At 73.9% G+C, this 12431-nt stretch carries 9 protein-coding genes; 4 read left to right on the top strand and 5 right to left on the bottom strand.

The annotated features are described in order from the left end of the window. The first annotated feature begins 10 nt into the window (after positions 1-10). Entirely contained in the window at positions 11-1213 is a 1203-nt protein-coding gene (locus HS045_RS28540) for an ROK family transcriptional regulator (RefSeq protein ID WP_196454615.1), read from the top strand. A gap of 58 nt (positions 1214-1271) precedes the next feature. On the opposite strand, the gene HS045_RS28535 is transcribed toward HS045_RS28540, so the two are convergent. Further along, positions 1272-2120 (bottom strand): neutral zinc metallopeptidase, encoded by an 849-nt coding sequence (locus HS045_RS28535; protein ID WP_196454614.1) that lies wholly within the window; start codon positions 2118-2120, stop codon positions 1272-1274. 118 nt (positions 2121-2238) lie between these two features. Here HS045_RS28535 and dxs point away from each other — a divergent pair, with 118 nt between their 5' ends. Continuing rightward, positions 2239-4158 (top strand): 1-deoxy-D-xylulose-5-phosphate synthase, encoded by a 1920-nt coding sequence (gene dxs / locus HS045_RS28530; protein ID WP_307827771.1) that lies wholly within the window; start codon positions 2239-2241, stop codon positions 4156-4158. 184 nt (positions 4159-4342) lie between these two features. Next, a complete protein-coding gene (locus HS045_RS28525) occupies positions 4343-5803 on the top strand; it encodes an amino acid permease (protein WP_196454613.1) in 1461 nt (486 codons plus the stop codon). Positions 5804-5867: 64 nt separating this feature from the next. On the opposite strand, the gene HS045_RS28520 is transcribed toward HS045_RS28525, so the two are convergent. Together HS045_RS28520 and HS045_RS28515 are read right to left on the bottom strand one after the other, a co-directional pair. Further along, positions 5868-7940, bottom strand: coding sequence for a 3-hydroxyacyl-CoA dehydrogenase NAD-binding domain-containing protein (locus tag HS045_RS28520; RefSeq protein WP_196454612.1), 2073 nt, complete (start codon positions 7938-7940; stop codon positions 5868-5870). Next, positions 7937-9136: a thiolase family protein gene (locus tag HS045_RS28515; protein WP_196454611.1), complete on the bottom strand. Its 1200-nt coding sequence runs from the start codon at positions 9134-9136 to the stop codon at positions 7937-7939. The genes HS045_RS28520 and HS045_RS28515 overlap by 4 nt, the downstream gene beginning before the upstream one ends. A gap of 255 nt (positions 9137-9391) precedes the next feature. Between HS045_RS28515 and HS045_RS28510 the strand changes: the two genes are divergently transcribed. After that, positions 9392-10402, top strand: coding sequence for a LacI family DNA-binding transcriptional regulator (locus tag HS045_RS28510; protein ID WP_196454610.1), 1011 nt, complete (start codon positions 9392-9394; stop codon positions 10400-10402). A gap of 18 nt (positions 10403-10420) precedes the next feature. Here HS045_RS28510 and HS045_RS28505 read toward each other — a convergent pair whose 3' ends face one another. Together HS045_RS28505 and HS045_RS28500 are read right to left on the bottom strand one after the other, a co-directional pair. Further along, complete coding sequence (locus HS045_RS28505; protein WP_196454609.1) at positions 10421-11305, bottom strand: sugar phosphate isomerase/epimerase; 885 nt, start codon at positions 11303-11305, stop codon at positions 10421-10423. Next, positions 11302-12426, bottom strand: coding sequence for a dihydrodipicolinate synthase family protein (locus HS045_RS28500; protein ID WP_374191424.1), 1125 nt, complete (start codon positions 12424-12426; stop codon positions 11302-11304). The genes HS045_RS28505 and HS045_RS28500 overlap by 4 nt, the downstream gene beginning before the upstream one ends. Positions 12427-12431: the final 5 nt, after the last annotated feature.

The following is a 12431-nucleotide window of genomic DNA, read 5'->3' as shown; positions in this document are numbered from 1 at the left end:
ACACCACGCGATGCGGGCCGGCCCCTCCCAAGAGGAGATCAGACGCCACAACCTCGGCGCTCTGCTCCGTCATGTCCACCTGAGCGGGCCGACCTCGCGCGCGGAACTCACCAGCAGGATGGGGCTCAACCGCAGCACGATCATGGCGCTCACCGCGGACCTGACCGCCGCCGGCCTGGTCCGCGAGGAGCTCCCCCGGGAGACCGGCCGGGCGGGGCGGCCCTCCCTGGTGGTCCGTCCCGAGTCCGCGCGGGTCTACGTGTTCGCCCTGGACGTCGGGGTCGACCGGCTGGTCGCCGCCCGGGTCGGCCTGGGCGGGGCGGTCCTCGACCGCCGGGAGACGGCCCGGCGGCGCGGTCCCTTCTCGCTGGAGGAGACCGTCGGCCCGCTGGCCGCCTTCGCCCGGCAGATGCACCGCAGGACGCGGCCGGACACGGTCTGCGTCGGGGTGGCCGCGGCCTTCGCCGGCGGGGTGGCGCAGGGCGACGGCATCGTCAGGTTCGGGCCGAACATGGGCGCGGCGGACGTGCCGTTCGGTGAGGAGATGGCCCGCCGCCTGGCCCTCGGCCTACCCGTGGCGGTCGGCAACGACGCCAACCTCGCGGCGATGGCCGAGCACCTGCGCGGCGTCGGCGTCGGCTGCCGCGACCTCGTCTACCTCCACGGCGACGTGGGCGTCGGCGGCGGCGTGATCGCGGGCGGCACCCTGCTCGGCGGCCACCAGGGCTTCGGCGGCGAGGTCGGGCACATGGTCGTCAACCCCGAGGGCCGGCGGTGCGGCTGCGGCTCGCGCGGCTGCCTGGAGGCCGAGGTGGGGGAGCGGGCGCTGCTGGAGGCGGCCGGGCGCTTCGGCTCCCAGATCGGCCGGGAGGCCGTCCGCGCGGTGGTCTCCGCCGCCGACCGCGGCGACGTCGTCGCCCAGGCCGCGCTGAGCCGGGTCGGCGACTGGCTCGGCCTGGGCGTGGCCAACCTGGTCAACGTCTTCAACCCGGAGATGGTCGTCTTCGGCGGCATGCTCCGTGAGGTCTACCTCGGCTCGGCCGCGCAGGTCCGCAGCCGGCTGAACCTCGACGCCCTGCCCGCGTCGCGGGAGCGGCTGCGCCTGCGCACCACGGCCCTGGGCGACGACGCCACCCTGGTGGGCGCGGCCGAGCTCGCCTTCGCCCAGGTCCTCGCCGACCCCCTGGAGGTCCTCGCCCGCGCCGGCTCCTGACGGCGGGCCGTACGGAGCGCCTCCTGCGGCGCGGCCGCCCGGCGCCGGGGCGGCGCGCTCAGTCGACGACCCGGCGCGGGGCGGTGAAGGTGTTGCAGGCGCCCGGGGTGCCGCGCTCGAAGCCGCGCTCCATCCAGTAGGCCTGGCTGCCGCCCCTGCCGTGGTCGTTCTTCGGCCAGCTCTTGTGCCCGTTGCGGGCGGTCCACTCCAGCATGGCCTCCCAGTGCTCCGGGGTGACCTTCAGGTCGGCGGCGGCCCCGCGCAGGAAGGCCGAGGCCAGGCAGTCGGCCTGCAGCTCCAGGCGGCGGGAGAGCGCGAGCCTGGCCGCGGGCGCGGCCCGCCAGACGGTCCGGCCGTAGTAGGGCAGGATGCCCGCCAGCTGCTGGACGTGGTGGGCGTACTCGTGGGCCATGAACTGCGCGTGGTTGGGACCGTACGGGTTCGCCAGGACGGCGCGGGTCAGGCCGATGTAGACGGTGCGGTCGCCGGCGCAGTAGTACCCGCCCGCACCGGCGGGCCACTTCCCGCAGGGGCTGCTCACCCGCGAGGTCGCGAAACGCAGCTTCGGCGGGGTGAAGTCCAGCCCGGCCTTGCCGAACTGGATCCCCCAGGCCAGCCCGAGGCAGCGGGAGACGCGGGTCATGAAGGCCTTGTAGGAGGCCGCGCTGCCCGCCTTGATCGTCCCCGCCGGGCACGCCACGGAGGGCAGCACGCCGGCGCCGTACAGGGGGTTGGCGGTCGCCGCGGTCCTGCCCTGCACCGGGGCCGTGCCGGCCGGGGCGCTGGGCGCCCGGGCGGCGGCCACCGGGATCGCCCCCACCTGGCCCGCGCCCGCGCCCGCCGCGAGGGAGAAGGAGAGGGCGGCGGTGACGAGGGAGGACAGGGGCCCGGAGGGGAGAGCGCTCATGGTGAGGGCAAGGGTAGGGCAAGTGTGGATAAAACGTATAGATTGCCCGCCTTTGCGGGTGACGGGCCGGAGGCGAACTAGACTCGCCCTGTTACGTCAGGACAGAGGGGATGATTCCGTGAGCGAGCGCGCCGGACGGCTGGGCGGTCTTCTGGAGTCGGTCAAGGGGCCGCGGGACCTCAAGGCGCTGGGCGCGGAGGAGCTCCCGGTGCTCGCCGCCGAGATCAGGGACCTGCTCGTCAGCTCCACCGCGCGCAGCGGCGGGCACCTCGGCCCGAACCTGGGCGTGGTCGAGCTCACCATCGCGCTGCACCGGGTCTTCGACTCGCCGCGCGACCGCATCCTCTGGGACACCGGCCACCAGGCCTACGTCCACAAGATGCTCACCGGCCGGGCGGACCGCTTCGGCACGCTCCGCCAGGAGGGGGGCCTGTCGGGCTACCCGAGCCAGGCCGAGTCCGAGCACGACGTCATCGAGAACTCCCACGCCTCCACCGCCCTGTCGTACGCCGACGGGCTGGCCAAGGCCTACAAGCTGCGCGGCGAGAGCGACCGCACGGTCGTCGCGGTGATCGGCGACGGCGCCCTCACCGGCGGCATGGCCTGGGAGGCGCTGAACAACATCGCCGCCCACCGGGACCTGCCGCTGATCATCGTGGTCAACGACAACGGCCGCTCCTACTCGCCGACCATCGGCGGGCTGGCCAACCACCTGGCCTCGCTGCGCACCACCCAGCGCTACGAGGACGTGCTGGAGTTCGTCAAGGGCAACCTGACGAAGGTGCCCGTGGTCGGCGCCCCGGTCTACGACGCGCTGCACGGCGTCAAGAAGGGCATCAAGGACGTCCTGGCCCCCCAGGTCATGTTCGAGGACCTCGGCCTGAAGTACATCGGGCTGGTCGACGGGCACGACGAGCAGGCCGTCGAGGCGGCGCTGCGCAGGGCCCGCGGCTTCCGCCACCCGGTCATCGTGCACGTGCTCACCAAGAAGGGTTTCGGCTACTCGCCGGCCGAGAACCACGGCGAGGACTGCTTCCACTCGCCCGGCGTCTTCGACCCGCTGACCGGCGAGGAGAAGCCCAAGCCGCACGGCTGGACCAACGTGTTCGGCCAGGAGATGGTACGGCTCGGCGCCGAGCGCCGGGACATCGTGGCGATCACCGCCGCGATGCTCGGCCCGACCGGGCTGATCCCGTTCTCCGAGGCCTACCCCGACCGCCTCTACGACGTCGGCATCGCCGAGCAGCACGCGCTGACCAGCGCCGCCGGCCTGGCGCTCGGCGGGCTCCACCCCGTCGTGGCGGTCTACGCCACCTTCCTCAACCGGGCCTTCGACCAGCTGCTGATGGACGTCGCCCTGCACCGGCTCCCGGTCACGGTCGTGCTCGACCGGGCGGGCGTCACCGGAGACGACGGCGCCAGCCACAACGGCATGTGGGACCTGTCGATCCTGCAGGTCGTCCCGGGGCTGTCCGTGGCGGTCCCGCGCGACGAGCCGCGCCTGCGCGAGCTGCTCGCCGAGGCGGTGGAGGTCGACGACGGCCCCACCGTGGTGCGCTACCCCAAGGGCCCGGTCGGGCCCGAGATCGAGGCCGAGGGCCGGCTCGGCGGGATGGACGTGCTGCGCGCCGGCGACCCCGACGTGCTGGTCGTCTCCGTCGGCCCGATGGCCGAGACGTGCCTGGAGGCCGCCGCGCTGCTCGACGCCCAGGGCATCTCCGCGACCGTGGTGGACCCGCGCTGGGTCAAGCCGCTGGACGAGGCGCTGGTGGCCGCCGCGCGGGTGCACAAGCTGGTCGTGGTCGTCGAGGACAACGGCCGGGTCGGCGGCGTGGGCGACGCGGTGGCCCGGCTGCTCCGCGACGCCGACGTGGACGTCCCGGTCCGCACCTACGGCATCCCGCAGCGCTTCCTGGACCACGCCAAGCGGGCGAAGATCCTCGCCGAGATCGGCCTGACCGCCCAGGACATCGCCCGAGAGATCACCGAGGCGGTCGCCAGGCGCTCCCCGGTCCTGGAGAACCACCCGGCCCGCTGACCCGCGCGGCCCGCTGACCCGCGCGGCCCGCTGACCCGCGCGGATCCGGTTCCCGGCCGCGCGGGTCCGTGCGGGCCGGCGGTCCGTCCGGGCCTCGCCGAGGAGGCCGTACGGCCCCGGCCCGCATGACCCGCCGATCAACGGGGAAGCACCCGGGGATGATCCACAGGACGGGGAGGCTCCGATGGCCCTTTTCCGCGTGAAGTCCGTCGAGCAGTCGATCCGCGACACCGAGGCGCCCGAGCACCGGCTGAGAAAGGAGCTCACGGCCCTCGACCTGACCGTGTTCGGCGTCGGCGTCATCGTGGGCACCGGCATCTTCGTGCTCACCGGCCAGGTCGCCAAGGAGACGGCCGGGCCGGCGGTCGCCCTGTCGTTCGTCGTCGCCGCCGTGGTCTGCGCGCTCGCGGCGCTGTGCTACGCCGAGTTCGCCTCCGCCGTGCCGGTGGCCGGGTCGGCCTACACCTTCTCCTACGCCACGCTGGGGGAGTTCCCCGCCTGGATCATCGGCTGGGACCTGATCCTGGAGATGATGCTCGGCGCCGCGGTCGTCGCGGTCGGCTGGTCGGGCTACCTGACCTCGCTGCTGGAGTCCCTCGGCCTCCGCCTGCCCGCCGCGATCGCGGGCGAGGACCCGGTCTTCAACCTGCCCGCCGCGCTCGTCGTGCTGGCCCTCACCGCGGTGCTGATCGCCGGCGTCAAGCTCTCCTCGCGGCTCAACCTGGTCGTCGTCGCGATCAAGGTCACGGTGATCCTGCTGGTCATCGTGACCGGCCTGTTCTTCGTCGAGGCCGCCAACTACACGCCGTTCATCCCGCCGTCCGTGCCGACGCCCGCCGTCGAGGGCCGGTCGGCGCCGCTGATCCAGCTGATCTTCGGGATCACCCCGGTGGCCTTCGGCATCGCGGGGATCTTCAGCGCTGCCGCGATCGTGTTCTTCGCCTACATCGGCTTCGACGTGGTGGCCACCGCGGCGGAGGAGACCCGCGACCCGCAGCGCGACCTGCCGATCGGCATCATCGCCTCGCTCGGCGTCTGCACGGTCCTGTACGTCGCCGTCTCCGTGGTCGTCGTCGGCATGCAGCCCTACCGGGAGCTCAGCGAGGCCGCCCCGCTCGCCGACGCGTTCAAGGCCGTGGGCCAGACCTGGGCCGCCTCGCTGATCAGCGTGGGCGCGCTGGCGGGCCTGACCACCGTCGTGATGATCCTCATGCTGGGCCAGTCGCGGGTGATGTTCGCCATGTGCCGCGACAACCTGCTGCCCCGGGGCCTGGCCAGGGTGCACCCGCGGTACGGCACGCCGTACCGGATCACGATCCTGCTGGGCGTGATCGTCGCGGCCCTGGCGGGGCTCCTGGACCTGGCGGCGATCGCCGAGCTGGTCAACATCGGCACGCTCTTCGCGTTCGTGGTGGTCTCGCTCGCGGTGGTGATCCTCCGGCGCACGCGGCCGGACCTGCCGCGCTCCTTCCGCACCCCGCTGGTGCCGCTGGTGCCGGTCCTGTCGGTGCTGTCCTGCGTCTACCTGATGCTCAACCTGCCGGTGCAGACGTGGATCCGGTTCCTGGCATGGATGCTGCTCGGCGTCCTGATCTACTTCTGCTACGGCCACCGCCACAGCGCCATGGCCCGGCCCCGCCGATGAGGCGGGGCCCGCCCCGCGTCCCCCGGAGGAGGCGCGGGACGGGCCCCGTGGACGGCCGGGGCCGTCAGGCGGGCACGGAGGCCACGCCCGGCTCCAGGAAGCGCGGCTCGGCGACGCCGGACCGGTCCAGGAACGGGGTGACGCCGCCCAGGTGGAACGGCCAGCCCGCACCCAGGATCATGCACAGGTCGATGTCCTGGGCCGCGGCGACCACGCCCTCCTCCAGCATGAGGCGGATCTCCTGCGCGAGGGCGCGCAGCACCCGCTCGCGCACCTGCTCGGCCGTGGACGGGGAGGCGCCGCCGGAGAAGATCGCCACCGCCTCCGGGTCGAGGGAGAAGTCCGCGCCGTAGACGCCGGGCTTGCCCGCCGCGACCAGCTTCGCCATGTTCTCCGAGACGCCGAAGCGGTCGGGGAAGGCCGCGTGCAGGGTCTCGGCGACGTGCAGGCCGACGGCCGGGCCGACCAGCTGCAGCAGCGCGAACGGGGTCATCGGCAGGCCGAGGTCGTCGAGCGCGTGCTCGGCGAGCTCCAGCGGGGTTCCCTCGTCCACGGCGGCGATGACCTCGCCCATGAAGCGGGTCAGCAGCCGGTTGACGACGAACGCCGGGGCGTCCTTCACCAGCACGCTGGACTTCTTCAGCGACCGGCCGACCGCGAACGCCGTGGCGAGCGTGGCGTCGTCCGTGGCGTGGCCGCGGATGATCTCCAGCAGCGGCATCACCGCGACCGGGTTGAAGAAGTGGAAGCCCACCAGGCGCTCGGGGTGCGCCAGCTTCGAGCCCATCTCGGTCAGCGAGAGCGAGGAGGTGTTGGTGGCCAGCACGCAGGTCTCGGAGACCACGGCCTCGACCTCGGCGAACACCTGCTGCTTGACCTTCATGTCCTCGAACACGGCCTCGATGACGAAGTCGGCGTCGGCGAACGCGTCCTTGGTCAGCGAGCCGGTCACCAGGGCCTTGAGGCGGTTGGCCTGGTCGCCGGTGATCCGGCCCTTGCCGAGCAGCTTGTCGACCTCGGCGTGCACGTAGCCGACGCCCTTGTCCAGGCGGGCCCGGTCCAGGTCGGTCAGCACGACCGGGACCTCCAGGCGGCGGGCGAACAGCAGCGCCATCTGCGAGGCCATCAGGCCGGCGCCGACGACGCCGACCTTGGTGACCGTGCGGGCCAGCGCCTTGTCCGGGGCCCCGGCGGGCCGCTTGGCACGGCGCTGCACCAGGTCGAAGGCGTACAGCCCGGCGCGCAGCTCGTCGCCCATGAGGAGGTCGGCCAGGGCCGCGTCCTCGGCGTCGAAGCCCTCGTCCCGGGAGGCGGTGCGGGCCAGCGCGACCAGCTCCAGCGCCCGGTAGGGGGCCGGGCTGGCGCCGTGCAGCTTCAGGTCGAGCAGCGCGCGGGCGCCGTCGACCACCGGCGACCAGTCCTCGGCGGTGTGGTCGGTCCGGGAGACCTCCACCTCGCCGCGGAGCACCTGGGCCGCCCAGCGCAGCGACTCCTCCAGGAAGTCGGCGGGCTCGAACATCGCGTCGGCGACGCCCAGCGCGAAGGCGTCCCGGCCCTTGATCATCCGGTTCTGGGAGAGCGGGTTCTCGATGATCAGCTTGACCGCGTTCGCCGGGCCGATCAGGCGGGGGAGCAGCTGGGTGCCGCCCCAGCCGGGGACCAGGCCGAGGAAGCACTCGGGCAGCGCCACCGCGGGCACGCCGGAGGAGACGGTCCGGTAGGTGCAGTGCAGGGCGACCTCCAGGCCGCCGCCCATCGCCGCGCCGTTGACGAACGCGAACGACGGCACGTCCAGCTCGCCGAGGCGGCGGAACACGTCGTGGCCCAGCCTGCCGATGGCCAGTGCCTGCTCGCGCTGCGAGACCAGGGCGGCGCCCTTGAGGTCGGCGCCGACCGCGAAGACGAACGGCTTGCCGGTCACGCCCACCGCGACCAGGTCGCTGCGGCCCGCGACCGCGTCGAGGGCCTCGTTCAGCGAGGTCAGGCCGGCCGGGCCGAAGGTCGACGGCTTGGTGTGGTCGAAGCCGTTGTCCAGCGTGATCAGGGCCATCGTGCCGGCGCCGTAGGGCAGCTCGACGTCGCGGACGGCCGCCCTGGTGACGACCTCGTCGGCGAACAGTTCCTTGATATCCGTCACTTCGCACCTTCCCAGGCGAGGTTCTCCCAGATGACCGTTCCGCCCATGCCCATGCCGACGCACATCGTGGTGACGCCGTACCGGACGTCGGGGCGCTCGCCGAACTCGCGGGCGAGCTGGGTCATGAGGCGCACGCCGGAGGAGGCGAGCGGGTGGCCGAAGGCGATCGCGCCGCCGTAGGGGTTCACCCGGTCGTCGTCGTCGGCGATGCCGAAGTGCTCCAGGAAGGCCAGCACCTGCACGGCGAAGGCCTCGTTGATCTCGAACAGGCCGATGTCGCCGATGGAGAGCCCGGCCAGGCGCAGCGCCCGCTCGGTCGACGGGATCGGGCCGACGCCCATCACCTCGGGGTCGACGCCGGCGAAGGCGTAGGAGACCAGGCGCATCTTGGCGGTCAGGCCCAGCTCGGCGGCGACGTCGGCGGCGGCCACGATGCAGCCGGTGGCGCCGTCGTTGATCCCGGAGGCGTTGCCCGCGGTGACCCGGCCGTGCGACCGGAACGGGGTCTTGAGCGAGGCCAGGCCCTCCAGCGTGGTGCCGGGGCGGGGCGCCTCGTCGGCGGTGGCCAGGCCCCAGCCCCGCTCCGCCGAGCGCACGGCCACCGGGACCAGGTCGGGCTGGATCCTGCCGTCGGCGTAGGCCTTGGCGACCTTCTCCTGGGAGGCGAGGGCGAAGGCGTCCGCGCGCTCCTTGGAGATGGTCGGGTAGCGGTCGTGCAGGTTCTCCGCGGTCATGCCCATGACCAGGGCGGAGCCGTCCACGATCTGCTCGGCCACGAACCGGGGGTTGGGGTCGACGCCCTCGCCCATCGGGTGGCGGCCCATGTGCTCGACGCCGCCGGCGATGGCCACGTCGTAGGCGCCGAAGGCGATGCCGCCGGCGACCGAGGTCACCGCGGTCATGGCGCCGGCGCACATGCGGTCGATCGCGTAGCCGGGGACGCTCTTGGGCAGCCCGGCCAGGACGGCGGCGGAGCGGCCGATGGTCAGCCCCTGGTCGCCGATCTGGGTGGTGGCGGCGATGGCCACCTCGTCGACGCGCTCCGGCGGCAGATTCGGATTACGCCGGATCAGCTCGCGGATGACGCGGATCACCAGGTCGTCGGCGCGCGTTTCGGCGTACAGGCCCTTGGGGCCCGACTTGCCGAAGGGCGTGCGCACTCCGTCGACGAATACGACGTCACGAGACGAAGGCACGGGTTCGCTCCTCGTTGATGGGTGGCTACACGGACATGCTACTGGTCGGTAACAACGTTTGGCGCGGACCGGGCGGACCGGATCCGGGCGCGTCGCGCTGAGCCCTCCCGCACCGGCCCCGCGCGTCCCCGCCGGCGCCCGAGGAGTGCCCGAGGAGCGTCCGAGGAGTGCCCGCAGCCAGAGGCCTACCCCGGGAAGGTGCGCCGCGGGGATCGTCTCTGGCAAGATTGGCAATCGTTTTCCAGGAGGTCGCCCGTGGTCACGCTCGAAGATGTCGCCAGGCACGCGGGGGTCTCCCTCGCCACGGCCTCCCGGGTGCTCAACGGGAGCACCCGGCAGGTGGGCGCGTCCCTGCGGGCCAAGGTGGAGCAGGCCGCCCGGCAGCTGGGCTACCGCACGAACGTGGCGGCGCAGACGCTCGCCCGCGGGGCCAGCAACGTGATCGGCCTCGTGGTCCACGACCTGACCGACCCCTACTTCGCCGCGCTCGCCGACGGGGCGATGCGGGTGGCCGAGGAGCAGGGGCTGATGGTGATGGTCGCCACCACGCACCGCGACCCGGAGCGGGAGATCGCCTACGTCGCGACCCTGAACGCGCAGCGCGTGCGCGCGGTGCTGCTGGCCGGGTCCCGGATCGCGAACCCCGGGGTGACCCGGCGGCTGCGCGAGGAGCTCGACCGCTACCGGGCGACCGGCGGCCGGATCGCCTGCGTCGGCCAGGACCTGCTCGGCGCCGACACGGTGGCCCCCGGCAACGCCGAGGGCGCCGCCGAGCTCGCCCGCTCCCTGGCCGGCCTGGGGCACCGGCGCTTCGCCGTGCTGGCCGGGCCGCCCTGGCTGATCACCGCCCAGGACCGGGTCTCCGGGTTCACCGGGGCGCTCGCCGGGCTGGGCCTGCCCGCGCCGCAGCTCGTGCACGGCACCTTCGACCGCGACGGCGGCTACCGGGCCGCGGCCGAGGTCACCGACGCCACCTGCGTGTTCGCGGTCAACGACGTGATGGCGGTGGGCGCGCTGGCGTCGTTCCGGGACCGCGGGATCCGGGTGCCGCAGGACGTCTCGGTCGCCGGGTTCGACGACATCGCCACCCTGCGCGACCTCGTCCCCTCGCTGACGACGGTACGGCTCCCGCTCTCCGACATGGGCGCCCGCGCGCTGGAGCTCGCCCTCGGCCCGTCGGAGGAGGCGCAGGAGCCCCGGACCGAGCGGGTGTCCGGCGAGGTCGTCCTGCGCGGGAGCACCAGGGGCCTGACCCCGCAGGGGTGAGGCCCCCGGGCCCGCCGGTCAGCAGGAGGCGACCAGCTCGCCGAACCTGGCCTTCACCCGGGCCAGGACCTCGTCGGGGTCGGCGGCCCAGACGTCGGCGTTGAAGATCTCCACCTCGATGTCGCCGGTGTAGCCCGCCGCGGCCACGGCCGCGGTGAGCGGCGCGAAGTCGATCACGCCGTCGCCCATCACCCCCCGGCCGAGCAGCACGTCGTCCGGGAGCGGGTGCAGGAAGTCGCACACCTGGTAGGAGGCGATCCGCTCCCCGGCGCGGGCGATCTGCTCCAGCACCTGCGGGTCCCACCACACGTGGAAGGTGTCGACGACCACGCCGACCTGCTCGGCCGGGTGCCGCTCGGCCAGGTCCAGCGCCTGCCCGAGGGTGGACAGCACGGCCCGGTCGGCGCAGTACATCGGGTGGAGCGGCTCCAGGGCCAGCCGCACCCCGCGCTCACCGGCGTACGGCGCCAGGACGGCCAGCGCCTCGGCGACCCGCTCCCGGGCCCCCGCGAGATCGCGGTCGACCGCGCCGAGCGGCTCGCCGGGGACCACCCCGGGCAGCCCGCCGACCACCATGACCAGGCACGGGGCGCCCAGCGCGGCCGCCTCGTCGATCGCCCGGCGGTTGTCGTCCAGCGCGGCGGCGTCCCCGGAGGTGAGGAAACCGCCCCGGCAGAGCGACGACACGCGCAGCCCGGCGTCGGCCACCCGCCTCACGGTCTCGGCCAGGCCCTGCGCGGCGACGTCCTGCCGCCACAGGCCGATGGCCTCGACGCCGTGCCGTACGCACCCGTCGACGGCCTCGGCCACCGACCAGCGCCTGGTCGTCCACTGGTTGAGGGACAGGCGGCTCCCTCTCGGCGTCGCAGCCGGTGCCGCAGCCGGTGTCACGGGTCGTGTCACAGTCCGTGCACCTCCAGCAGCGAGCGCATGCGGCGCACGGCCAGGTCGGGGTCGCTCAGCAGGCCCGCGGCGTCGGCCAGCCGGAACACCTCGGCCAGGTGCGGCAGCGACCGGGCCGCCTGGGCGCCGTTGACCATGGCGAACGCGTCCTGGTGGCCGTTGAGCCAGGCCAGGAAGACGATGCCGGTCTTGTAGTGGTAGGTCGGCGCCTCGAAGATCTTCCGGGAGAGCGGGACCGTCGGGGCCATGATCTCCTCGTAGCGGGCGAGGTCCCCGGCGTCGAGCGCCGCCAGGGCCGCGGAGGCCGCCGGGGCGATCGCGTCGAAGATGCCCAGCAGCGCGTGGCTGCCGGAGGCGATCAGGGACGGGTAGTTGAAGTCGTCGCCGGTGTAGAGCCTCACGCCCTCCGGCAGCGCCGCCCGCAGCGCGATCTCGTGCTCGGCGTCCAGCAGCGAGACCTTGACCCCGTCCACCGCCGCCGCGTGCCCGCGGATCAGCTCCAGGAACGAGGCGGTGGCCTCGGCCACGTCCCGCGAGCCCCAGTAGCCGGCCAGGTTCGGGTCGAACATCTCGCCCAGCCAGTGCAGGATCACCGGCCGGTCGGTCTGCGAGAGCAGCGTGCCGTAGACCGCGTGGTAGTCCTCCGGGCCCCGGGCGATCCGGGCGAGCTGCCGGCTGGCCATCAGGACGACCCCGGCCCCGGCGCCGCGGACGGTCTCGATCTGCTCGGTGTAGGCGGCCACCACCTCGTCCAGCGTTCCGGCGTCCGGGGCGTGGTCGGTGCCCGCTCCGCAGGCCACCAGCGCGGCCGGGTCGCCGAACTCCGCCGCCTCGGCCGCGCTGCGCCGGATGAGCTCGCCGGTGGCGGCCCAGTCCAGGCCCATGTTGCGCTGCGCGGTGTCCATGGCGTCGGCGACCCGCAGGCCGTACGACCACAGGTGGCGGCGGAAGCGCAGCGTGGCGTCCCAGTCGACGGCGGCGGGGGAGCCGGGGGTGTTGTCGCCGAGCGGGTCGGCGACCACGTGGGCGGCGGCGTAGACGATCCGGCTCCGCGGCGGTCCGGCGGGCCGCTCCCAGGCCACCGGCTCACGCAGGGTGTGCTCCCCGCCGGGGAGCACGATGCGCG

The sequence above is a fragment of the Planomonospora sp. ID82291 genome (assembly GCF_015711645.1).
GTDB lineage: Bacteria > Actinomycetota > Actinomycetes > Streptosporangiales > Streptosporangiaceae > Planomonospora.
The sequence above is the reverse complement of the archived record's forward strand: the minus strand, read 5'-3'. Positions and strand labels throughout refer to the sequence as shown.

Excerpts from the sequence above, each read along its gene's own strand:
- HS045_RS28540 (WP_196454615.1), top strand. The coding sequence starts at position 11 with ATGCGGGCCGGCCCCTCCCAAGAGGAGATCAGACGCCACAACCTCGGC.
- HS045_RS28535 (WP_196454614.1), bottom strand. The coding sequence starts at position 2,120 with ATGAGCGCTCTCCCCTCCGGGCCCCTGTCCTCCCTCGTCACCGCCGCC.
- HS045_RS28525 (WP_196454613.1), top strand. The coding sequence starts at position 4,343 with ATGGCCCTTTTCCGCGTGAAGTCCGTCGAGCAGTCGATCCGCGACACC.